A 22,111-nucleotide genomic window follows, 5' to 3' on the forward strand; every position below is an offset into this window, starting at 1 on the left:
CCTGGTATTTGTTTATACGACCATGGGTGGGCGCGGCCCCCGGGTGTGGGGGGGGGGGGGGCGGGGGGGCGGGGGGTCCGGCCCCGGTCCGGGCGGGGCCGGACACCCGGAGTGGGGAGGGCTCAGGCCTTGGCGAGTTCCTTCTCGCCGCCCTCGCGCTGCTCGGGCACGTCCGCCGGGGCGGTCTCAGCGCCGCCCTCGTTCTCGTCGAGCAGGGTCTTCTCGTCGAAGGGCAGTCCGCCGGCGAGCACCAGCTGGACGCGCTCCTTGTCGATCTCCTTGGTCCAGGTCCCGATCAGGACGGTCGCGACGGCGTTGCCGGCGAAGTTGGTGAGGGCGCGGGCCTCGCTCATGAAGCGGTCGATGCCCACGATGAGACCGATGCCGTCCACCAGGGCGGGCTTGTGCGACTGCAGACCGCCGGCCAGGGTCGCCAGACCCGCGCCGCTGACGCCGGCCGCGCCCTTGGAAGCAAGGAGCAGGAACAGCAGCAGCGGGATCTGCTCGCCGATCGACATCGGGGTGCCCATCGCGTCGGCGATGTAGAGCGACGCCATGGTCATGTAGATCATGGTGCCGTCGAGGTTGAAGGAGTAGCCGGTCGGGACGGTGATGCCGACGACCGGCTTGCTGACGCCCAGGTGCTCCATCTTCGCGATGAGCCGCGGCAGCGCGGACTCGGAGGAGGAGGTGGACAGGATCAGCAGGAACTCACGGGCCAGGTACTTGAAGAGCTTGAGGATGTTCAGGCCGGTGAAGACGCGCAGCAGGGCCGCGAGCACGACGAAGACGAACAGGAAGCAGGTCGCGTAGAAGCCGAGCATCAGTACGGCGAGGCTCTTCAGCGCGTCCATACCGGCCGAACCGACCACGGCGGCGATCGCACCGAAGGCGCCGATCGGGGCCGCCCACATGACCATGGCCAGGATGCGGAAGACGAGCCGCTGGATGTGCTCGATGCCGCGCAGGACCGGCTGGCCGACCGACCCCATCGCCTGCAGCGCGAACCCGGCGAGCAGCGCGACCAGCAGCGTCTGCAGTACCTGGCCCTCGGTGAACGCGGAGACGAACGTCTTCGGAATGATCGACAGCACGAAGTCGACCGGCGGCAGTGCGTCGGCGGACACCTGGTCGTGCCCGGTCGCCTTGATCGCGTCGGTCAGGTGCATCCCGTCGCCCGGGTGCAGGATGTTGCCGACGACGAGGCCGACCGTGAGCGCGACGAGCGACATCACCGTGAAGTAGCCCAGCGCGATACCGCCGACGGCACCGACCTTCGCGGCCTTTCGTACGGACCCGATCCCGAGGACGATCGTGCAGAAGATGATCGGCGAGATCATCATCTTGATCAGGTTCACGAAGCCCGTGCCGAGAGGCTTGAGCTCGACCCCGGCATCGGGCCAGATCAGGCCCACCGCGATGCCGAGCGCCACGGCGACGATCACCGCGATGTACAGGTAGTGGGTGCGGTCCCGCTTGACCGCGGGTGCGGTAGGTGCCGTATCGGGGGTGCTGCTGGCGGCCACGGCTGCCCTCCTTGACGTCTTCGTCGGCATCACCGGCGTGCGGCTCACGTCCGGGGTTTATGGGGGATTGCCGTGACTATCTCCCGCCCTGTGAGGGCGGTCACCCTTCCGTTCATTTAGTTCACACTTAACGCCGGGGGCACACTGACGACATGCGCATCCCCGCTCTGCCGAGACCCCGCAGCCTGGCCGGCCAGCTCTTCGCCATGCAGGCGGTGCTGATAGCGGTGCTCGTCGCGGGATACGCGCTGTTCACCTACGTCAGCGACCGCAACCAGGCCGAGGAGGCGGCGGGCCGCCAGGCCACGGCCGTGGCACGCTCGGTCGCCGACTCCCCCTCCGTGAGGGCGGCGATCCGGACCGCGAAGCCCACCGCCGAGCTCCAGCCGTACGCCCTGCGGGTCATGAAGGACACGGAGGTCGACTTCGTCACGATCATGAACCCGGAGGGCATCCGCTGGACCCACCCGGACAAGACCCAGATCGGCCAGCGCTTCCGCGGCAACACGGCGAAGGCCCTGAAGGGCGACACCTTCACCGAGACCTACACCGGCACCCTCGGCGCGTCCGTCCGCGCGGTCACCCCGATCGAGGACGACGGCACGATCATCGGCCTGGTCAGCGCGGGCATCAAGGTCGAGTCGATCAGCAAGCGGGTGCAGGACCAGGTGACGGCCCTGTTCGCGGTGGCCGGCGGCGCGCTCGCCCTCGGCGCGATCGGCACGTACGTCATCAACGCGTCCCTGCGCCGGCACACCCACGGCATGAACGCGGCCGAGCTGAGCCATATGCACGACTATCACCAGGCCGCGCTGCACGCGGTGCGCGAGGGGTTGCTGATGCTGGACGGACAGTACAAGGTGGCGCTGATCAACGACGGGGGCCGGGAGCTGCTGGGCGTCTCGGGGGAGGTGGTGGGTATGTCGGTGGCGGAGCTGGGTCTGCCCGCCCCGCTGACGGGTGCGCTGCTCTCCTCGGAGCCCCGGGTGGACGAGGTGCATCTGACGGCGGACCGGGTGCTCGTGGTGAACACCTCCCCGGTGTCGGGCGGTGAGCGCCGGGGCAGCGTGGTCACCCTGCGTGATGTGACCGAACTCCAGTCCTTGATGGGCGAGTTGGACTCCGAACGCGGCTTCACCCAGGCGCTGCGCTCACAGGCCCACGAGGCGGCGAACCGGCTGCACACCGTGGTGTCGCTGATCGAGCTGGGCCGGGCGGAGGAGGCGGTGGACTTCGCGACGGCGGAACTCGAACTGGCCCAGGCGCTGACGGACCAGGTGGTCGCGGCGGTCAGCGAGCCGGTCCTGGCGGCCCTGCTGCTGGGCAAGACGGCCCAGGCGAACGAGCGGGGCGTGGAGCTGGTGGTGTCGCAGGAGAGCACCCTGGACGACGGGCTGCTGCCGGAGTCGCTCCCCGCCAGGGACCTGGTGACGATCCTGGGCAACCTCATCGACAACGCGGTGGACGCGGCCCAGGGCAGCACCCGGGCGCAGGTGACGGTGACCGCCGCCACGGAGGGCGCCGAGCTGCTGCTGCGGGTGGCGGACACGGGAGCGGGCGTGGACCCCGCGCACGCCACCCTGGTCTTCGAACGCGGCTTCTCGACGAAGCCGGCCGGGCCGGGCGGACGCGGACTCGGGCTGGCACTGGTCCGGCAGGCGGTACAGCGGCACGACGGGACCCTGTCGGTGGCGGAGGCCTCGGGCGGCGGAGCGGAGTTCCTGGTACGCCTGCCGTTGCCGGCGACGGCCGCCTCCGGTGCGGCCGCCTCCGGTGGCGCCGGGTCCGGTGGCGCCGGGTCCGTGTCGGGGTCTGGAGGCAAGGGATGACGAACGAAGAGCCGATCAGAGTGCTGGTCGTGGAGGACGATCCGGTCGCCGCGGACGCCCATGTGATGTACGTGGGCCGGGTGCCGGGGTTCGTCGCGGTGGGCAAGGCGCACACCGGCGCGGAGGCCCGGCGGCTGCTGGACCGCACGCCGGTCGACCTGCTGCTGCTGGACCTGCACCTGCCCGACGCGCACGGGCTCCAGCTGGCCCGCTCGCTGCGGGCGGCGGGGTACCACGCGGACGTCATAGCGGTGACGTCGGCGCGGGACCTGACGGTGGTGCGGGAGGGCGTCTCACTCGGAGTCGTGCAGTACGTACTGAAGCCCTTCACCTTCGCCACGCTCCGGGACCGGCTCGTGCGGTACGCCGAGTTCCGGGGAGCCGCGGGCGAGGCGAGCGGTCAGGACGAGGTCGACCGCGCGCTGGCGACACTGCGCGCGCCGGGACCCGCCGCGCTGCCCAAGGGACTGAGCGCGCCCACGCTGGAGCGGGTGACGGAGACCGTACGGGAGGCGGAGCAGGGGCTGACCGCGGCGGGGGTCGCCGAGTCGGTGGGCATCTCGCGCATCACGGCCCGGCGGTATCTGGAACATCTCGTGGAGGCGGGGAGAGTCGAGCGGAAGCCGCTGTACGGGCAGGTGGGCAGGCCCGAACTGGTCTACCGGTGGGTACGGACAACGCGCGGAAAGTGACATCCGCCCCCTGACCACACGCCCCTGCCACCCGCCACCGCCCTCGCTCGCGGTCACGGCCCTGACTCACGGGCCACCGCCCTCACTGACGGTCCGGTTCCGACTCGCGGTCACGGTCCTGGCTCACGGGCCCCCGCCCTCGCTGACGGCCACGGCCACGGTCCCGACTCGCGGCCACCGCCCTCGCTCGCGGTTATGACTCGCGGCCACCGCCCTCACTCACCGCCGCCCCCGAACGGCAGCGCGTACCGCACGACGAACACCGCCAGCCCCGCCACCGCTCCCGCCTCGGCCACGGACAGCGCCAGCAGCCCCGCCGACACCTGTCCCCCGCTCCAGTACACGACCAGCGCGGCCGTCGGCACGACACAGAAAGCCAGCAGATCGACCACGCACTGCACGATCTTCCGGGACGTCCGCCCGGGGTCGCCCCGATGGTAGGTCTCCCACCGGAAGGCCACCTCGGTCCCGGCCAGTTCGGCGAGCCTCGGCCCCAACTCCTGCCGTACGTACCGCCCGACGGCCGAGATCTTCTCGTCGTTGACCAGGTAGGTCCACCCCAGCACCACGCACACCGGCGGCAACGCCAGCAACATCGACGTCTGTTCGGCCTGGGCCGCCGCGGCGATCACCGCCGCCACCACCGCCAGGGTCACGTACAGCAGGTTGTCCCGGAACCCGATCCGCGCCTTCTGCTCGTCCTTGACGCTCTGGTACTCGGCGAGCAGCAACTGCCCGGCGCTGACGTCTCGTTCGGCCACGGCGACCGCCCCCTCCCCCGATGGTCCTGGCAGTACCTTAAGGGTGTGCCCGAGACCGAACCCCTCGCCGTGGTCCTCACCGCGCTTCCCGTCGAGTACGACGCCGTGCGCGCGCTCCTCGGATCCCTGGACGAAGTCGTCCTCGACGACGGGACCCGTCTCGAACAGGGCCGGCTCTCCGGTACGGACTGGACGGTGGCGCTCGCCGAGCTCGGCGAGGGCGCCCTGACCACGGCCGCGCTCACCACCCGTGTCGTCGCCGAACTCGCCCCCGAGTGCCTGCTCTTCGTGGGCGTCGCGGGGGGCCTCAAGGACGACCTGCGGCTCGGTGACGTCGTCGTCGGCACCAAGGTCTACGCCGTCCACGGCGGCAAGCAGACCGCCGGGGGTCTCCTGGCCCGCCCCGAGGTCTGGCACGGCTCGCACCGCCTGGTCCAGGCGGCCCGCTCGGCGCTGCGGGACCTGGACGGGGTGCGGGCCCACCGCAAGCCGATCGCCTGCGGGGACGTCGTGCTGGCCGACGAGCGGTCCGCGCTGCGCGAACACATCCGGCGGACGTACAACGACGCGTACGCCATCGAGATGGAGGGCTCGGGGGCGTCCCACGCGGCACACCTCTGCGGCCGGCTGGACGCCCTCGTCGTCCGGGGCATCAGCGACCTCGCCGACGCCGGCAAGGGCGCGGCCGACGCGGAGGGCTCGCAGGAGCTGGCGGCGGGGCAGGCGGCCAAGGTCGCGGTGGCGGTCCTGCGCAAGCACGACCCGCGTCCACGGAGCACCTCCGGCACCCGGCAGGAGCCCCGACGCGGCACAGGCGCGGGCACGGACTCAGGCACGGGCACGGGCACGGGCTCAGGCGGCGACACCATCAACTTCCAGGGCGGCACCTACTACGGGCCGGTCGTCGGGAAGATCACGCGGCGCGACTGACCCGTACGACCGGCCGACCGGACCTCCGTAGGTTCCTACAACCGGTGACCATCCGAACACCGTGTAGTCATCGCACGCCGCGCCCCCTACCTTGTCCCCGGTGTCCAGGCCTCCAGCCCACACCCGCCAGCCAGGTCCCCCCTTCAACGCTCCCGCCACCCGCAGGCTCCGCGCGGCCCTCGGCATGACCCCGGACCACGTCGCCCACGGACTGCGCGCCTCCTACTCTCTCCCGCACGCGACCCCCGATCCCGTCCGCGCCTGGGAACGCGGGGCACGCCCCCCCTCGCACCCCGAACTCACCGCTCTCGCAGGCGTGTTGTGGTGTTCTCCGGGTAAGCTGATCGGCAGACCGTGGACCCTGCGCGAACACCGCGTAGCCCAGGGCTTCGCCCCCGAGGACGTCGCCCGGCCCGGGGGGCACGAGTTCCTGGCGTACACGCGCATGGAGGAGAGCGGGCGGTGGCGCGGCACGGACCGGCAGTCCGCGGTCCTCGCCGAGCTGCTCGACCTCTCGCTGCCCGACCTGGTCACCGTCACCGGCCTCGAGGCCGAGCTGGCGGACCTGCTGCGCACCGCCGCCCCGCACCCGCCGGCAGGCGTACGTCAGATCCGTGGGCATGATCTTGCCCCTGGACCGCCGGCTCCTGGAGGAGACCCTCCAAGAGCTGCGTCAGGACTACCAGGGGCAGGTGGTCGCCACGCTGAGCTGGGGCGACGGCAGCGCGGCCGGTGAGGCGAGCGACGCGGGCCGGGACTTCCTCGACCGGATCGTCGACACGTTCTGGACGAGCCTCGTGAACCGGACCGCCTAGAAGACCGACTCCGCCTCGACGATCCGGTCCTTCGGGACCGTCTTCAGCTCGGTCACCGCCTCCGCCAGCGGCACCATCACCACGTCCGTCCCGCGCAGCGCCGTCATCCGCCCGAACTGGCCCCGGTGCGCCGCCTCCACCGCGTGCCAGCCGAAGCGGGTCGCGAGGACACGGTCGTACGCCGTCGGGACACCGCCACGCTGGACGTGGCCGAGAATCACCGGTCGGGCCTCCTTGCCGAGCCGCTTCTCCAGCTCGTAGGCCAGCGCCGTGCCGATGCCCTGGAAGCGCTCGTGGCCGAACCGGTCGATCGCGCCCTTGGTGTAGTCCATGGTGCCGTCGGCCGGGTGCGCGCCTTCCGCGACGCAGATCACCGCGAACTTCTTGCCGCGGGCGAACCGCTCCTCGACCATCTTCACCAGGTCGGCGGGGTCGAAGGGCCGCTCCGGCAGACAGATCCCGTGCGCGCCCGCGGCCATGCCGGACTCCAGCGCGATCCAGCCGGCGTGGCGGCCCATGACCTCGACCACCATCACCCGCTGGTGGGACTCCGCCGTGGTCTTCAGGCGGTCCATCGCCTCCGTCGCGACGCCCACCGCCGTGTCGAAGCCGAAGGTGCGGTCCGTCGACGAGATGTCGTTGTCGATCGTCTTCGGGACGCCCACCACCGGCAGGCCGGCGTCCGACAGCATCCGCGCCGCCGTCAGCGTGCCCTCGCCGCCGATCGGGATCAGCGCGTCGATGCCGAAGTCGTGGATCATGTCGGAGGCGCTCTCGCAGGCCTCGCGCAGCCGGTCGCGCTCCAGGCGGGACGAGCCGAGAATGGTGCCGCCGCGGGCCAGGATGCCGCTCACCGCGTTGAGGTCGAGGCTGCGGTAACGGCCGTCCAGCAGACCCGCGTAACCGTCCTCGAAGCCGATCACCTCGTCGCCGTAGTTGTCGACGGCGCGGTGCACGACCGACCGGATCACTGCGTTCAGGCCGGGGCAGTCGCCACCTGCGGTGAGAACTCCGATGCGCATCGTGCTGTGTCTCCTGCTCGCTGTTGGTACCGGTGAGCCAGGTCCGATTGTTTCACGCCGCCGAGCGGGCTGTCTCTTGACGGGCGCCTTAACTACGGCCGGAGGTATTGTCAAGAGGGATCTGCTCACCTAGGTGGGCGATTTTTGTGCCCCGTGCCCCGTGCCCCCGTAGAGAGACGGAGAGCTCGCGTGACCCGCAGCGTGTACGTGACCGGAATCGACCGCGGCGACGGCCGTCAGGTCGTCGAGCTGGGAGTGATGGAACTCCTGACCCGGCAGGTCGACCGGGTGGGCGTGTTCCGTCCCCTCGTCCACGACGGGCCGGACCGGCTCTTCGAGCTGCTGCGTGCGCGCTACCGGCTGGCGCAGGATCCGGCCACCGTCTACGGCATGGACTACCACGAGGCGTCCGTCCTCCAGGCGGAACAGGGGACGGACGAGCTGGTCTCCACCCTCGTCGAACGGTTCCACCGCGTCGCCCGCGCCTACGACGTCGTCCTCGTCCTGGGAACGGACTACGCCGACACCCAGTTCCCGGACGAACTCGCCCTCAACGCGCGTCTCGCGAACGAGTTCGGCGCGTCCGTGATCCCGGTCGTCAGCGGCCGCAAGCAGCCGGTGGAGTCCGTGTTCGCGGAGACCCGCAACGCCTACCGGGCGTACGAGGTCCTCGGCTGCGACGTCCTCGCCATGGTGACCAACCGGGTGGCCCCGGACGACCGGGAGGAGATCGCCGCCCGGCTCGCGACCCGGCTGCCCGTGCCCTGTTACGTGCTGCCCGACGAGCCCGCGCTCTCCGCGCCGACCGTGGCGCAGATCGCCCACACGCTGGGCGCGAGGGTGCTGCTCGGCGACGACTCCGGGCTGGCCCGTGACGCGCTCGACTTCGTCTTCGGCGGGGCGATGCTGCCGAACTTCCTCAACGCGCTGACCCCGGGCTGTCTGGTCGTCACTCCGGGGGACCGGGCCGACCTGGTCATCGGCTCGCTTGCCGCGCACAGCGCCGGCACCCCGCCGATAGCCGGCCTGCTGCTCACCCTCGACGAGGTGCCGAGCGACGCGATCCTCACCCTCGCCGCCCGCCTCGCCCCCGGCACCCCCGTCGTCTCGGTGCCCGGCAACAGTTTCCCCACCGCCGAGCAGCTGTTCTCCCTCGAGGGCAAGCTGAACGCGGCCACCCCGCGCAAGGCCGAGACCGCTCTGGGTCTGTTCGAGCGGCACGTGGACACGAGCGGTCTGCTGGGGCGCGTCTCCGCGCCGAGCACCGACCGCCTCACGCCGATGATGTTCGAGCACAAGCTGCTGGAGCAGGCCCGCGTCGACAAGCGCAGGGTCGTCCTTCCGGAGGGGACCGAGGAGCGGGTGCTGCACGCGGCCGAGGTGCTGCTGCGCCGGGGCGTCTGCGACCTCACGCTCCTCGGGCCGGTCGACCAGATCCGCAAGAAGGCCGCCGACCTCGGCATCGACCTGGGCGACTGCTCGCTGATCGACCCGGCCACCTCCGAGCTGCGCGACTCCTTCGCCGAGAAGTACGCCCGGTTGCGGGCCCACAAGGGCGTCACGGTGGAGCTGGCGTACGACGTCGTCTCGGACGTGAACTACTTCGGGACGCTCATGGTCCAGGAGGGCCTCGCCGACGGCATGGTCTCCGGGTCGGTGCACTCCACGGCCGCGACCATCCGGCCCGCCTTCGAGATCATCAAGACCAAGCCGGACGCCGACATCGTCTCGTCCGTCTTCTTCATGTGCCTCGCCGACAAGGTCCTCGTGTACGGCGACTGCGCCGTGAACCCCGACCCGAACGCCGAGCAGCTCGCCGACATCGCCATCCAGGCGGCCGCGACCGCCGCCCAGTTCGGCGTGGAGCCGCGGATCGCGATGCTGTCGTACTCCACCGGTACGTCCGGCTCGGGCGCCGACGTCGACAAGGTGCGGGAGGCGACGAAGCTCGTCCGCGAGCGGCGTCCCGACCTGAAGATCGAGGGGCCGATCCAGTACGACGCCGCCGTGGAGCCCACCGTCGCGGCGACCAAGCTGCCGGGCTCCGAAGTCGCCGGGCAGGCAAGCGTGTTGATCTTCCCGGACCTCAACACCGGCAACAACACCTACAAGGCCGTGCAGCGTTCGGCCGGCGCGATCGCGGTCGGGCCGGTGCTCCAGGGCCTGCGCAAGCCGGTCAACGACCTGTCCCGGGGCGCCCTGGTCCAGGACATCGTCAACACCGTCGCCATCACGGCGATCCAGGCCCAGACCTCGACCCGGACCCCGCCTCCGGCCCCGTCCATCGACCAGAAGGCTCCCCAGCAGTGACCGCGACCCGTGTCCTCGTCCTCAACTCCGGCTCCTCGTCGGTGAAGTACCAGCTGCTCGACATGCGAGACAGCGGCCGGCTGGCGAACGGGCTCGTCGAGCGGATCGGTGAGCAGTCCTCCCGGCTCAGGCACACGCCCCTCGCGACCGGCGGGGAGAGCCGTGAGCGGACCGGGCCGATCGCCGACCACGACGCCGCGCTGAAGGCCGTCGCGGAGGAGCTCGCGAAGGACGGGCTCGGTCTCGACTCCCCCGAGCTCGCCGCCATCGGGCACCGTGTCGTGCACGGCGGCAGGCGGTTCACCGAGCCGACCGTGATCGACGACGCCGTCCTCGCCGAGATCGAGCGGCTGATCCCGGTCGCCCCGCTGCACAACCCGGCCAACCTCACCGGCATCCGCACCGCGACGGCCCTGCGCCCCGACCTGCCCCAGGTGGCCGTCTTCGACACCGCGTTCCACACGACGATGCCGGAGGCGGCGGCCCGCTACGCGATCGACGTCGAGACCGCCGACGCGCACCGCGTGCGGCGCTACGGCTTTCACGGGACCTCGCACGCGTACGTCTCCCGGGCGACGGCGAAGCTGCTGGGCAAGGCACCCGAAGAGGTGAACGTCATCGTGCTGCACCTCGGCAACGGGGCGTCCGCCTCGGCCGTCGAGAAGGGCCGGTGCGTGGACACCTCGATGGGGCTGACGCCCTTGGAGGGGCTCGTGATGGGTACGCGCTCCGGAGACACCGATCCGGCCGTCATCTTCCATTTGGCACGTGTTGGTGAAATGTCCATCGACGAAATCGACACTCTTCTCAACAAGAGGAGCGGGCTCATCGGGCTGTGCGGTGACAACGACATGCGGGAGATCCAACGCCGGATCGACGAGGGTGACGAGCGGGCGAAGCTCGCCTTCGACATCTACATTCACCGGCTGAAGAAGTACATCGGCGCCTATTACGCCGTGCTCGGGCACGTGGACGCGGTCGCGTTCACCGCCGGGGTCGGGGAGAACGCGGCGCCGGTGCGGGAGGCGGCCGTGGCGGGCCTGGATTCCCTGGGCCTGGCGGTGGACGACGAGCTGAACGCGGTACGCGGTGACGGGCCGCGGCTGATCTCGCCCGCCGGCGCGCGGGTGGCGGTCGCCGTGGTGCCGACGGACGAGGAACTGGAGATCGCCACACAGACCTACGCACTGGTGAAGCGGCATTGATATGCGACTCCGCCGCGTGGCAACTGAGCAGGAAAGCAACTGAGCACAAGGCCTCTCATTTGTATCTTCCACCAGACGGAATATTCCGTAGCGAAACAAACCGATAGGATCCCCCCATGCGCCGTTCGAAAATCGTCTGTACTCTCGGCCCCGCGGTCGACTCCCATGAAATGCTCGTGTCGCTGATCGAAGCCGGCATGAACGTGGCCCGCTTCAACTTCAGCCACGGCACGCACGCCGAGCACCAGGGCCGCTACGACCGGCTCCGGGCCGCCGCCAAGGAGACCGGCCGGGCCATCGGTGTCCTCGCCGACCTCCAGGGCCCGAAGATCCGCCTCGAGACCTTCGCCGAGGGTCCGGTCGAGCTGGTGCGGGGTGACGAGTTCGTCATCACCGCCGAGGACGTCCCCGGCGACAAGACGATCTGCGGCACGACGTACAAGGGCCTGCCGGGCGACGTCTCGCGCGGCGACCAGATCCTCATCAACGACGGCAACGTCGAGCTGAAGGTGCTGGACGTCGAGGGCCCGCGGGTGAGGACGATCGTCATCGAGGGCGGTGTCATCTCCGACCACAAGGGCATCAACCTGCCCGGCGCGGCCGTCAACGTGCCCGCGCTGAGCGAGAAGGACATCGAGGACCTGCGGTTCGCGCTGCGGATGGGCGCCGACCTGGTCGCGCTGTCCTTCGTCCGGGACGCCAAGGACGTCACCGACGTCCACAAGGTCATGGACGAGGAGGGCCGCCGGGTCCCCGTCATCGCCAAGGTGGAGAAGCCGCAGGCGGTGGAGAACATGGAGGACGTCGTCGCGGCGTTCGACGCCGTCATGGTGGCCCGTGGCGACCTGGCCGTCGAGTATCCGCTCGAGAAGGTCCCCATGGTGCAGAAGCGCCTCATCGAGCTGTGCCGGCGCAACGCCAAGCCGGTGATCGTGGCGACCCAGATGATGGAGTCGATGATCACCAACTCCCGTCCGACCCGCGCCGAGGCCTCCGACGTGGCCAACGCGATCCTGGACGGCGCGGACGCGGTCATGCTGTCCGCCGAGTCGAGCGTGGGTGCTTACCCGATCGAGACCGTGAAGACGATGTCGAAGATCGTCACCGCGGCCGAGCAGGAGCTGTTCAGCAAGGGCCTCCAGCCGCTGGTGCCGGGCAAGAAGCCCCGCACGCAGGGCGGTTCGATCGCGCGCGCCGCGTGCGAGATCGCCGACTTCCTCGGCGGCCGGGGCCTGGTGGCCTTCACCCAGTCCGGTGACACCGCCCGCCGGCTCTCCCGCTACCGCGCGGCCCAGCCGATCGTCGCCTTCACCACCGACGAGGGCACCCGCAACCAGCTCGCGCTCAGCTGGGGCGTCGAGTCGCACATCGTGCCGTTCGTGAACAGCACCGACGAGATGGTCGACATGGTCGACCAGCAGATCGCCAAGATCAACCGCTTCAGCCCCGGCGAGATCGTCATCATCACCGCCGGCTCGCCCCCCGGCGTGGCCGGCACCACCAACATGCTCCGCGTCCACCACCTGGGTGGCGTCTCCCGCGACTGAGCGGGCGGCCCCGGCCCGCTGACCGGGCTTGCACGGCGCTGAGGGCGCCCCCTGTGAACAGGGGGCGCCCTCAGCGTCTGTTGCGGCTCCCGGACGGGATCGGGGACGATCGGCCGGTGCTGCTCAGCCGGTCGTGTACTGGTGCAGGCCCGGAACGGTCAGCGTGCCGCCGAGCTGCCCCGCCTGCTGGACCTTCGCGTCGGTGAAGTAGATCAGCGGGATGTTCAGCGGCGGCGGGCTCTTCGGGCTGAACGTGATGGGTATCAGGCCGAACAGGTTGCCGGAGATGCTCTCCGTGTACATGATCGTGTCGCCGTCACGGATGGTGGACGTGGTGCCCTTGCCCGCCTGTACGTGGTACGTCTTGCCGGACTGCTTGTCGTCCACCGTCTGGTGCAGGTCGCCGATGTCGGTGCCGTCGGAGATGACGTACTTCAGCACCTCCTTGACCGTGCCGTTGGCGGTCTTCACCTTGACTATGCCCTGGTAGTCGGCGCCCTTGAGGAGCAGCGAACTGGCGTTCAGGTACCAGGGGTCGTCGGGCAGCCTGATCTTGTTGTCGATGCCGCCCTCGTCGTCCGTGGCGGCTGGGCAGTCGTCGGCGTCCGTGGTGGCGCTCTCCGAGGGGCTCGGCGAGGCCGTGGCGTCGTCGGCGGTCTCCTCGGTGTCCTTCGCCGTGTCCTCGGCCTCGTCGGCGGTGTCCTTGACGGTGTCCTTCGCCGTGTCGGTGACGGCGTCGGTGGCGTCCTTGGAGGTACCGGACGTGTCCTCGCCGGCCGAGCCGGAGTCGGAGGAGCCGGAGCTGTCCGAGGAGCCCGAGCCGGAGTCCGACGACGAGTCGCCGGTCGACGCCGATTCCGAGGCCGACGGGGACGGGCTCGAACTGGCCGTCGCGTCGGACTCGTTGCCGTCGAAGAGGTCCGTGATGGCGTCGCCGACGGTCTCCAGGACGTTCTTGCTCGTCTCGGAGGCCGAGGGGCTCGCCGTCGCGGTGTCGCCGGACGTCGACGACTTGTCGGGCTCGGCGGCCGCGGAGGACGCGGCGGGAGCGGGCTCGGCCGTGTCGTCGGAACCTGAATCCGACGAATCGGAGTCACCCGTGCCGCCCGAGCTGCCCGAAGTGTCCTTGGAGTCGTCCGCGGACTCGTCCTTCGAGTCGTCGGCCGATTCGCTCGCGCTCGCCGAGGCGGACGGCGACGGGGAGGCCGACGCGGAGGCGTCCGCGCCCTCCAGGGCCGCCACGCAGTCCTTGTACTCGTCGATGGTGAGGCTCTTGGACGCCGGCTGGTCCTCGGCGTTGGCCAGGGTCGGCGTGAACCCCATTCCCATGAGGACCGCCGTCGGCATGGCCGCCAGGGCTATCGCCTTGCCGGCCGGCATGTGGAACCTGGTGAAGATCGGCTTTTTGGGTGCCGCGTGCCGCGGCCCGGTGGTTCTCACGCGGGCAGCGTCCACATCGCTCCCGGTGGAAACCTCGTCAGCCGGCACTGTGCCTCCCGTTCGCCCCGTTGGCCGGGCTCGTTCCTGACAGATCGTGCAGATCGTGCGGCTCGCCCGCCCCGTGGTCGTCCTTCGTGAAGGACGGCCTCTCGGTGGGGGCCGGGCCCGTGCTGTACGGGTTCTCGGTGAGGTCGCCCGCATCGGCGGGACTTGCGGGGAACGCGCCCTCGGGGGCGTTTCCGGCGGTCGCGCCGGCCTCGGGGCCCGGAGCCGGGGCGGGCGGTGAGCCCGGCACCCAGGACACGGCCATCGCCCCGCCGATCAGCGCGAACAGGAAGCCGATGAGGAAACCGCCGAGGTTCGACACCGGGATGGACACCAGACCGAGCAGGATCGCCGCGACTCCCGCGAAGACCTGTACGTGCTTCTGGAACCACAGACTGATGCCCAGGACGCCCAGCAGCACGCCGATGATCAGCGACCCTGCGCCCGCGGTGGTAGCCATCGCCAAAGTCAGGTGGCCCACCTGGAGGTGCGCGTAAGGGAAGTAGGCGATGGGGAAGCCGGCAAGAAGGACGAACAGGCCCGCCCAGAACGGCCTGGTTTCCCGCCAGGCGCGGAACTGCTGCCTCCGGCGGGTGAACTGACCGGGGGCGACAGGGGTCTCGGCGCTCATGGAAACAGCTCCCTGGTGCGGCGTTTCTGTGGTGGTGAGTCGAACTGCTGGTGAAGCCGCGGGCTTCAGACTGGACGGGCGGGGGCGCCACCGGCCCCCCCGCCCGTCAGAGAGTGCTTAGTAGCACTCCTTGACACCCGTCGACAGCGACATCTTCAGGCCGCTGAGCTTGAAGGTTCCGGCAGTGGTGGCCCACGCCGTCTGCTTCACGTCGGACAGCGTGGCGGACTCCGCCTGCTGGGCGAACCCGTACGGGTTGGCCGCGTCACCACTCTTGAGGCCCGGACCCTTGGTGGCGTCCTTGGCGGCCACACCGATGTCGATGTTCTTGAACACGGCGTCCGCGCTCAAGTCCTCGACGTCGATGTACAGGTTCTCTGCCTCGACCGGCGTACCGCCGCCGCCCGCCTTCAGCGTGAGGCTGACGGAGCCGAGCAGCGGGATGTTCGGGGTGACCACGGACTGGCACATGTTCGTGATCGAGGCGCTCTTGAACGCCGAGACCGCAACGGCGTGAGCCGTCTTCTTGCCGTCGAGGGTGTAACCCGAGTCGATCGCGCCGTACTGCGAGAAGCCCGTGCCCTCCAGCTTGTCGGCCGTCACCTTGAACGACTGACCGGACACGCTGAACGACGCGGCCAGTGCACCCTGCGCGAGGGCGACACCTATACATGCCGTAGCGGCGACGCTGGGCACCATGACCACAGCGAAGCGCTTCCATCTGGTCCCGCCACGCACCTGGGACTCCATATTTCCTCCTTCTCGGACGTACATCTCCTGATCCCGGTTCGCCCCCTCGAACGGCGGCTCAGCCGGGCAGGGATGGGAGAAGTGCTACGTCCTCGGGAAGGGGAGCGCCTGTCTCGGAGGCGCGAACCGCGCACCGATCACCGGCGATCACCCCCGAGCGACAACCACTGGTCGCGCCTGACGCACATCACGCACAACCTTGCCGGACAGGCTTCGCCGCAGCGAAGACCCCCCTGTCCGAGAGCCGACTCCACTGCCTTCGGCTCTGCTCGGTGGGGACCCAGGAAAACCCGTTGACCCAACCGGCTGTCGGGGGAGGGGATTGGACCGAGCGTGGCCGATCGTGGTGCATTCTCGTCGCCCGCACAAGGGGGTTCGTTACTGGCTAGTAACGGCCGGATAACCGAACAACGACCCATAGGTCTCGACCGGCAACGCAGGGTGTCATCGACGCCGGGGACAAAGCTGTTGATCGCTGGACAGAATCCGACAGAACAACGCCCGAGTCTTACTTGAAGTAACAGCGGCCGCGATTACCAAGATTTGGTAAAGCGCGGCCGCGGGGGAACCACATCGGCCGAACTTTCACTCCGGCACCACGGGCTCTGACGTTTAGTGACTGGTCAGAACCCGGCTCGCGCCGGATCAGAAGAGGGCGCGCGCCAGCGCTCGCCTGGCCGCCGCGACCCGGGGGTCGTCCGGCCCTACCACCTCGAACAGTTCGAGCAGCCGCAGCCGTACGGCGTCCCGGTCGTCGCCGGCCGTGCGCCGCACGGTGTCGATGAGCCGTCCGAACGCGTCCTCGACATGACCGCCCACCAGATCCAGGTCGGCCGCGGCGATCTGCGCCCCGGCGTCCTCCGGCTTGTCGGCGGCGTCCTTGCGCACCTGCTGCGGGTCCATCTCACCCACCCGCTGGAGCAACTCGGCCTGCGCGAGCCCGAGCTTGGCCTCGCTGTTGCCCGGGTCGTCGGCGAGCACGTTGCGGTACGCCTGCACGGCGCCGCCGAAGTCGCCTGCGTCCAGCGCCCGCACGGCGGCTTCGAGCAACGTGTCGTACGGCCCGACGGGCTCGGCCGCGACCGCCTCCACGGCGCCCGGCTCGGCGTCGGCGTCGACGGTCAGGCCGGTGAGCCCGAACCGCTCCTCGGCGACCTGTACCAACTGATCGAGGGTCTGCCGGATCTGCGCCTCGCCGGCGGCCCCCTGGAAGAGCGGCAGCGCCTGCCCGGCGACGACCGCGAAGACGGCCGGGATGCCCTGCACCCCGAACTGCTGCATCAACATCTGGTTGGCGTCGACGTCGACCTTGGCGAGCAGGAAGCGGCCGCCGTACTCGACGGCGAGCCGCTCGAGGACGGGGCTCAGCTGCTTGCAGGGCTGGCACCACTCGGCCCAGAAGTCGATGACGACGGGCACCTCGGCGGACCGCTGCAGGACCTCCTGCTCGAAGCCCGCCTCATCGACGTCGATGACGAGATCGGCCGGGGAGACAGCTCCCGCGCCGCCCTGCCGTGCCGTTTCGGCGCGCGTCTGCTCCGCCTTCGCCTTGGCCTCCTGGGCCGCCTTCACCGCGGCGAGGTCGACGACTCCGCTCATGGACATGTTCCGTGGCTGCATGCGTCTATCCTCCCCCGTCCGCGCGCCTGCGTGAAAAGCGATCCGAATACGTCCCGAACATCCCGAACATGAGCACCGGGGTCCCCACCCCGCACCCTGCCGGGCCGGTCGGCCCGCGCACGTCCTGCGCGAGCTTTCGCTACGAGTCGTAGCGTAATGGCACCGAGTGCCTCCGCAACACCCCGCCTCGGTGATCTCCCTCACGGAAGCCCGTGACAAACCGCCGGTTATGGTCGGGGAATGCAGATCCGCACCCCCGCCTGCCGTACGGGCCGTTCGGGCCGTCCGCGCAACGCCGCCGCGGACACCGCGATCCTGGCCGCGACCCGGGAGGCGCTGGTCGAGCTGGGCTGGTCCAAGCTGACGCTGGGGGACGTGGCGACGCGCGCCGGGGTCGCCAAGACGACCCTCTACCGCCGCTGGGCCGGCAAGAACGAACTGGTCGTCGACGCGGTCGCGGAACTCTTCGGTGAACTCGAACTCCCCGACCGGGGCAGCCTCGCCGCCGACATCGAGGGTGTGGTCCTTCAGTTCGCGGCGATCCTGGCCCGGCCGGAGGCCAAGAGCGGCCTGATGGCGGCCGTCGCCGAGTCCACCCGCGACGACGCCCTGCGCGAGCGCATCCGGGCCTCCATCGTCGACCCGCAGAAGGACCTGGTCCTGGAGGGCCGCGCCCGTGCACAGGCGCGCGGTGAACTCCCCCCGCAGACCGACCCGGCCGAGGCCGCCCGCACGGTCGACCTCATCTTCGACGTCGTGGCGGGTGCGGTGGTCCACCGCACCCTGGTCAGCGCGGAACCCGCGGACGAGGAGTGGGTACGCGGCTTCACCCGGATCCTTCTCCTGGGCCTGACCGCGTCCACCGGCCCGTCCGGGGACCTCCCCGGCGAACGCGCCTGAGGCGGGGGCCACAGACTCGCCCCCGCCCCCGACCGGCGTCCCCTAGAAGCCCGCGGGCTCCGTGTACACCCCCCACTCCTCCCGCAGCACCTCGCAGATCTCGCCCAGCGTCGCCTCGGCCCGCACGGCGTCCAGCATCGGCCCGATCATGTTGGAGCCGTCACGGGCGGCGCCCAGCATGGCGGCGAGCGCGTCCCGCACCGCCGTATCGTCCCGAGCGGCCCTGCGTGCGCCCAGCGCCCGCACCTGCTCCCGCTCCACCTCGTGGCTGACCCGGAGGATCTCCAGGTCCCCGGTCACCGACCCGGTGTACGCGTTGACGCCGACGACCCGCTTCTCGCCCTTCTCCACGGCCTGTTGGTACCGGAACGCCGACTCCGCGATCTCCCCGGTGAACCAGCCGTCCTCGATCCCGCGCAGGATCCCGGAGGTGATCGGACCGATCGGGTGCCGCCCGTCGGGATGGGCCCGCAGCCCACGCTCCCTGATCTGCTCGAAGATCTTCTCGGCGTCGGCCTCGATCCGGTCCGTCAGTTGCTCGACGAACCAGGAACCGCCCAGCGGATCGGCGACGTTGGCGACGCCGGTCTCCTCCATCAGCACCTGCTGGGTGCGCAGCGCGATCTCCGCCGCCTGCTCGCTCGGCAGCGCGAGCGTCTCGTCCAGGGCGTTCGTGTGCAGCGAGTTGGTCCCGCCGAGCACCGCCGCGAGGGCCTCCACGGCCGTCCGCACCACGTTGTTGTACGGCTGCTGGGCGGTCAGCGAGACGCCGGCGGTCTGGGTGTGGAAGCGCAGCCACTGCGCCTTCTCGGACTTCGCCCCGTAGACGTCCCGCATCCAGCGCGCCCAGATCCTGCGCGCCGCGCGGAACTTGGCGATCTCCTCGAAGAAGTCGACGTGCGCGTCGAAGAAGAAGGACAGCCCGGGCGCGAACACGTCCACGTCGAGACCGCGGCTGAGCCCCAGCTCCACGTACCCGAAGCCGTCCGCCAGCGTGTAGGCCAGCTCCTGCGCGGCCGTCGCGCCGGCCTCGCGGATGTGGTACCCGGAGACGGACAGCGGCTTGTAGGCGGGGATGCCGGCCGCGCAGTACTCCATCAGGTCGCCGATGAGGCGCAGGTGCGGCTCGGGCTGGAAGAGCCACTCCTTCTGGGCGATGTACTCCTTGAAGATGTCCGTCTGGAGCGTGCCGTTCAGGACGCCCGGGTCGACGCCCTGCCGTTCGGCGGCGACGAGGTACATGCAGAAGACGGGGACGGCCGGCCCACTGATCGTCATGGAGGTCGTGACGTCACCCAGCGGGATGTCCTTGAAGAGGACCTCCATGTCGGCGGCCGAGTCGATGGCGACCCCGCAGTGCCCGACCTCGCCCAGCGAGTGCCGCTCGTCGGAGTCGCGCCCCATCAGCGTGGGCATGTCGAAGGCCACGGACAGACCCCCGCCGCCGTTGGCCAGGATCATCTTGTAGCGCTCGTTGGTCTGCTCGGCGTTGCCGAACCCGGCGAACTGCCGGATGGTCCACGTGCGCCCCCGGTAGCCGGTCGGGTACAGGCCGCGCGTGAAGGGGTACTCCCCGGGCCAGCCGATCCGCTCGAAGCCGTCGTACGCGTCACCGGGCCGGGGCCCGTACGCCGGCTCCACGGGGTCCCCGGAGAGCGTGGTGAAGTCGGCCTCGCGCTTGCGCGAAGCGTCGTACCGGGCCTGCCAGCGACGGCGGCCCTCCTCGATGGCGTCAGCGTCCATGCCTCAAATTTACTAGGACGTCCAAGTAAATGTCGATGGCTACTGGTAGGACATCCAAGTAACTGTGCGTGACCGTCCGCCGCACCCGCGTGGGTACGGCGTGGGCTCGGGCCCGCTGACAGGCGGTGGGGCTCGGCGCCGGAGCTAGGCCTTGGCGGCCACGGGAGCCTCGTCGGCGATCCGGCCCTCCAGCTCGCGGCTGATCCTGCGCTCCACGAAGAAGGCGGCCGTCGGGACGGTCCCGGCCAGCAGCACCCACAGCTGCTTGCCCACCGGCCACTTCGCCTTGGACCCCAGGTCGAAGGCGAAGACCAGGTAGAGGACGTAGAGCCAGCCGTGCGCGATGGCGACGACGCGGGTGAAGTCCGCGGCCCCGTCGACGTCCAGGCCGTACTTGGCGATCATGCCCAGGCACAGCAGGACCAGCAGCACACCGGTGACATAGGCCAGGACGCGGTAGCGGGTCAGCACGCTCTTCTTCATGCCGACGAGCGTAACGGCCCGTTCCGGGAGATCTTGCCCCGGGTCACTCCTCGTCGAAGTCGTGCGCGGCCACCCGCAGCGGCCTCAGCATCGCGAAGATCTCCCCGCACTCCTCCGCGTCGTACGCCCCGAGGCCGAAGTCCATCGCCATCAGGTCGCGGGTGGCCGCCTCGACGACCTCCCGCCCCTTGTCGGTGATGACGGCGAGGGTGCCGCGGCCGTCGTTGGGGTTGGGGCGCCGGGCGACCAGGCCCGATTTCACCAGGCGGTCGACGGTGTTCGTCACCGAGGTGGGGTGCACCTGGAGCCGCTCGCCGATCTTCGACATGGTCAGCTCGCCCTCCTTGGAGAAGGTGAGCAGCACCAGCGCCTCGAAGCGTGCGAACGTCAGGCCGTACGGCTTGACCACGGCGTCCACCCCGGCGAGCAGGATCTGGTGCGCGCGCATGATCGAGGTGATCGCGGCCATGGACGGCGTGTTCCCCCAGCGCTGTTTCCAGAGCTCGTCGGCGCGGGCGATGGGGTCGAAGGGAAGACTGGGCGGTTTCGGCACGCCTCGAGACCTTACCGGCCGGTCATATCGCGGTCAGCCCCGTCTCGGCCTTCGGTCCGCCGGACCTCCAGGGCGGACAGCACGCAGCAGACCGTCCCCAGCACGCCGGCCCCCGTGACCGCGGCCGCCACGCCCATCAGCTCCGCGGCCACCCCCGCCAGGGCCATGCCGACGCCCTGGAACGTCATCAGCCCGGCGGTGAGCAGCGTCATGGCCCGGCCGCGCAGCTCCTCGGGCACATCCCTGACGATCCACTGGTCGAGGCCGAGCGTGTACGCCGACCCGGCGCCCGAGACCACCAGCAGGAGCAGCGAGACGGCGAGGCCGGGGTGGAGGGCGTAGCCGAGATAGGGCAGCAGGGTCACACAGACGAGCGGCAGCGCGACGCGCTCCCGGGTGACCGGGCGCAGCCGGGCACCCGCGTACAGCTCGCCGGCGATCGCGCCGACCGGCAGCGCGCACATCAGCAGGCCGAGGCCGACGGAGCCGACGCCGAGACCGTCGGCGTAGGGCGCGGACAGCGCCTCCGGGGCGACCGTGAAGGTCGGCGGCACCCAGAAGAGCAGCAGCAGCGCCCGGACCCGCCGGTCGGCGAGGATCTGCCGGGCGCCCTTGAGGGAGTCCGTGACCAGGGCGCCGCCGGTCCTGGCCCGGGCGGGGCGGCGGCGGGTGCCGAGCCGCAGCAGCGCAGCGGAGGCCAGGAAGGTGACGACGGTGACGAGCAGGGCCTGGCGCGGGGAGGTGACGGTGAGCAGCAGCCCGCCGAGTCCGAAGCCGACGAGCAGCGCGCTCTGCGCGGTGATGCGCAGCAGGGAGCGTCCGAGGACGAACAGGTCGCCGTCGCCGAGGATGTCGGCGAGGGTGGCCATCCGGGTGCCCGCGAAGACCGGCGAGACGACGGCGAGGCAGCAGCGCAGGGCGAGCAGGACGGCGAGGGGTGCGCCCGGCGCCGTCATCGGCACCACGCACACCGCGCACACCAGGTCGCAGCCCACGAGCACCCGCCGGGCCGGGAAGCGGTCGGCGACCCCGGCGAGCAGGGTGCCGCCGACGACGTAGGGCAGGAAGCCGAGGGCCCAGGCCAGCGCGCTCATCAGCGGTGAGCCGGTCAGGTCGTAGACGAGGACGGACAGCGCGATCTCGGCGACGATCACGCCGAGCATGGACAGCAGGTGGGCGGCGAAGACGGCCCGGAACTCGCGGACGGCGAAGACGCGGAGGTAGCCGGCGGGTGGTGTGCCGGTCGGGGGTGCCGCCGGTGTCGCGGAGGTCGAGGGCGGCGTGACTTCTGACATGGCGGCAGCGTGCT

18 protein-coding genes and 1 pseudogene are annotated in these 22,111 nt (G+C 70.6%); 8 read left to right on the forward strand and 11 right to left on the reverse strand.

The window, feature by feature from the left end:
* Window positions 1-122: 122 nt before the first annotated feature.
* Complete coding sequence (locus tag ACFWBD_RS35650) at window positions 123-1,556, reverse strand: cation:dicarboxylate symporter family transporter (RefSeq protein WP_385676439.1); 1,434 nt, start codon at window positions 1,554-1,556, stop codon at window positions 123-125.
* A gap of 122 nt (window positions 1,557-1,678) precedes the next feature.
* On the opposite strand from ACFWBD_RS35650, the gene ACFWBD_RS35655 reads away from it, so the two are divergent.
* Together ACFWBD_RS35655 and ACFWBD_RS35660 are read left to right on the forward strand one after the other, a co-directional pair.
* A complete protein-coding gene (locus ACFWBD_RS35655; protein ID WP_385676354.1) occupies window positions 1,679-3,355 on the forward strand; it encodes an ATP-binding protein in 1,677 nt (558 codons plus the stop codon).
* Window positions 3,352-4,047: a response regulator gene (locus ACFWBD_RS35660; RefSeq protein WP_385676357.1), complete on the forward strand. Its 696-nt coding sequence runs from the start codon at window positions 3,352-3,354 to the stop codon at window positions 4,045-4,047. The genes ACFWBD_RS35655 and ACFWBD_RS35660 overlap by 4 nt, the downstream gene beginning before the upstream one ends.
* Window positions 4,048-4,262: 215 nt before the next feature.
* On the opposite strand, the gene ACFWBD_RS35665 is transcribed toward ACFWBD_RS35660, so the two are convergent.
* A complete protein-coding gene (locus tag ACFWBD_RS35665; RefSeq protein WP_385676360.1) occupies window positions 4,263-4,808 on the reverse strand; it encodes a hypothetical protein in 546 nt (181 codons plus the stop codon).
* Between the two features lie 45 nt (window positions 4,809-4,853).
* On the opposite strand from ACFWBD_RS35665, the gene ACFWBD_RS35670 reads away from it, so the two are divergent.
* Entirely contained in the window at window positions 4,854-5,738 is an 885-nt protein-coding gene (locus ACFWBD_RS35670) for a 5'-methylthioadenosine/S-adenosylhomocysteine nucleosidase (protein WP_385676363.1), read from the forward strand.
* A 184-nt stretch (window positions 5,739-5,922) separates the two neighbouring features.
* Window positions 5,923-6,553: pseudogene (locus tag ACFWBD_RS35675) on the forward strand (XRE family transcriptional regulator).
* Here the strand turns inward: ACFWBD_RS35675 and ACFWBD_RS35680 are convergent.
* Window positions 6,550-7,575 carry an ATP-dependent 6-phosphofructokinase gene (locus tag ACFWBD_RS35680; protein ID WP_385676365.1) on the reverse strand — a complete coding sequence of 342 codons (1,026 nt, stop codon included), beginning with the start codon at window positions 7,573-7,575 and terminating at the stop codon, window positions 6,550-6,552. The pseudogene ACFWBD_RS35675 and the gene ACFWBD_RS35680 overlap by 4 nt on opposite strands.
* Before the next feature lie 189 nt (window positions 7,576-7,764).
* On the opposite strand from ACFWBD_RS35680, the gene pta reads away from it, so the two are divergent.
* The 3 genes from pta (at window position 7,765) to pyk (ending at window position 12,637) form a co-directional block, all read left to right on the forward strand.
* On the forward strand, window positions 7,765-9,885 hold the full coding sequence (gene pta / locus ACFWBD_RS35685; RefSeq protein WP_385676368.1) for a phosphate acetyltransferase: 2,121 nt from the start codon (window positions 7,765-7,767) through the stop codon (window positions 9,883-9,885).
* A complete protein-coding gene (locus tag ACFWBD_RS35690) occupies window positions 9,882-11,090 on the forward strand; it encodes an acetate kinase (RefSeq protein ID WP_385676370.1) in 1,209 nt (402 codons plus the stop codon). Before pta ends, ACFWBD_RS35690 begins: the two co-directional genes overlap by 4 nt.
* 116 nt (window positions 11,091-11,206) lie before the next feature.
* Window positions 11,207-12,637, forward strand: coding sequence for a pyruvate kinase (pyk, locus tag ACFWBD_RS35695; protein ID WP_385676373.1), 1,431 nt, complete (start codon window positions 11,207-11,209; stop codon window positions 12,635-12,637).
* A 123-nt stretch (window positions 12,638-12,760) separates the two neighbouring features.
* On the opposite strand, the gene ACFWBD_RS35700 is transcribed toward pyk, so the two are convergent.
* The 4 genes from ACFWBD_RS35700 to ACFWBD_RS35715 all read right to left on the reverse strand — a co-directional run bounded on the left by ACFWBD_RS35700 (window position 12,761) and on the right by ACFWBD_RS35715 (window position 17,123).
* Window positions 12,761-14,125, reverse strand: coding sequence for a hypothetical protein (locus ACFWBD_RS35700; RefSeq protein WP_385676376.1), 1,365 nt, complete (start codon window positions 14,123-14,125; stop codon window positions 12,761-12,763).
* Window positions 14,115-14,753, reverse strand: coding sequence for a DUF6114 domain-containing protein (locus ACFWBD_RS35705; protein WP_385676379.1), 639 nt, complete (start codon window positions 14,751-14,753; stop codon window positions 14,115-14,117). The genes ACFWBD_RS35700 and ACFWBD_RS35705 overlap by 11 nt, the downstream gene beginning before the upstream one ends.
* 117 nt (window positions 14,754-14,870) lie before the next feature.
* A complete protein-coding gene (locus ACFWBD_RS35710) occupies window positions 14,871-15,503 on the reverse strand; it encodes a DUF6230 family protein (protein WP_385676382.1) in 633 nt (210 codons plus the stop codon).
* A 645-nt stretch (window positions 15,504-16,148) separates the two neighbouring features.
* Window positions 16,149-17,123, reverse strand: a complete 975-nt coding sequence (locus ACFWBD_RS35715) for a tetratricopeptide repeat protein (protein ID WP_385676385.1) — start codon at window positions 17,121-17,123, stop codon at window positions 16,149-16,151.
* Window positions 17,124-17,363: 240 nt separating this feature from the next.
* Between ACFWBD_RS35715 and ACFWBD_RS35720 the strand changes: the two genes are divergently transcribed.
* Complete coding sequence (locus ACFWBD_RS35720; protein WP_385676387.1) at window positions 17,364-18,023, forward strand: TetR/AcrR family transcriptional regulator; 660 nt, start codon at window positions 17,364-17,366, stop codon at window positions 18,021-18,023.
* 42 nt (window positions 18,024-18,065) lie between these two features.
* On the opposite strand, the gene ACFWBD_RS35725 is transcribed toward ACFWBD_RS35720, so the two are convergent.
* From ACFWBD_RS35725 to ACFWBD_RS35740, 4 genes are all read right to left on the reverse strand, one after another.
* Window positions 18,066-19,766 carry a methylmalonyl-CoA mutase gene (locus ACFWBD_RS35725; protein WP_385676390.1) on the reverse strand — a complete coding sequence of 567 codons (1,701 nt, stop codon included), beginning with the start codon at window positions 19,764-19,766 and terminating at the stop codon, window positions 18,066-18,068.
* A 144-nt stretch (window positions 19,767-19,910) separates the two neighbouring features.
* Window positions 19,911-20,249, reverse strand: coding sequence for a DUF3817 domain-containing protein (locus ACFWBD_RS35730; protein WP_057603486.1), 339 nt, complete (start codon window positions 20,247-20,249; stop codon window positions 19,911-19,913).
* Between the two features lie 43 nt (window positions 20,250-20,292).
* Entirely contained in the window at window positions 20,293-20,802 is a 510-nt protein-coding gene (locus ACFWBD_RS35735) for a MarR family winged helix-turn-helix transcriptional regulator (protein WP_385676393.1), read from the reverse strand.
* A gap of 11 nt (window positions 20,803-20,813) precedes the next feature.
* Window positions 20,814-22,097, reverse strand: a complete 1,284-nt coding sequence (locus ACFWBD_RS35740) for an MFS transporter (protein ID WP_385676396.1) — start codon at window positions 22,095-22,097, stop codon at window positions 20,814-20,816.
* Between the last annotated feature and the right edge of the window lie 14 nt (window positions 22,098-22,111).

The sequence above is a fragment of the Streptomyces sp. NPDC060002 genome, from assembly GCF_042737245.1.
Classification (GTDB): domain Bacteria; phylum Actinomycetota; class Actinomycetes; order Streptomycetales; family Streptomycetaceae; genus Streptomyces.

What these genes read in the sequence shown, in the direction of transcription:
- ACFWBD_RS35710 (WP_385676382.1), bottom strand. Translation starts at nt 15,503, where the DNA reads ATGGAGTCCCAGGTGCGTGGCGGGACCAGATGGAAGCGCTTCGCTGTG.
- ACFWBD_RS35725 (WP_385676390.1), bottom strand. Translation starts at nt 19,766, where the DNA reads ATGGACGCTGACGCCATCGAGGAGGGCCGCCGTCGCTGGCAGGCCCGG.
- ACFWBD_RS35730 (WP_057603486.1), bottom strand. Translation starts at nt 20,249, where the DNA reads ATGAAGAAGAGCGTGCTGACCCGCTACCGCGTCCTGGCCTATGTCACC.
- ACFWBD_RS35680 (WP_385676365.1), bottom strand. Translation starts at nt 7,575, where the DNA reads ATGCGCATCGGAGTTCTCACCGCAGGTGGCGACTGCCCCGGCCTGAAC.
- ACFWBD_RS35715 (WP_385676385.1), bottom strand. Translation starts at nt 17,123, where the DNA reads ATGCAGCCACGGAACATGTCCATGAGCGGAGTCGTCGACCTCGCCGCG.
- ACFWBD_RS35655 (WP_385676354.1), top strand. Translation starts at nt 1,679, where the DNA reads ATGCGCATCCCCGCTCTGCCGAGACCCCGCAGCCTGGCCGGCCAGCTC.
- ACFWBD_RS35705 (WP_385676379.1), bottom strand. Translation starts at nt 14,753, where the DNA reads ATGAGCGCCGAGACCCCTGTCGCCCCCGGTCAGTTCACCCGCCGGAGG.
- ACFWBD_RS35650 (WP_385676439.1), bottom strand. Translation starts at nt 1,556, where the DNA reads ATGCCGACGAAGACGTCAAGGAGGGCAGCCGTGGCCGCCAGCAGCACC.
- ACFWBD_RS35740 (WP_385676396.1), bottom strand. Translation starts at nt 22,097, where the DNA reads ATGTCAGAAGTCACGCCGCCCTCGACCTCCGCGACACCGGCGGCACCC.
- pyk (WP_385676373.1), top strand. Translation starts at nt 11,207, where the DNA reads ATGCGCCGTTCGAAAATCGTCTGTACTCTCGGCCCCGCGGTCGACTCC.
- ACFWBD_RS35660 (WP_385676357.1), top strand. Translation starts at nt 3,352, where the DNA reads ATGACGAACGAAGAGCCGATCAGAGTGCTGGTCGTGGAGGACGATCCG.
- ACFWBD_RS35720 (WP_385676387.1), top strand. Translation starts at nt 17,364, where the DNA reads ATGCAGATCCGCACCCCCGCCTGCCGTACGGGCCGTTCGGGCCGTCCG.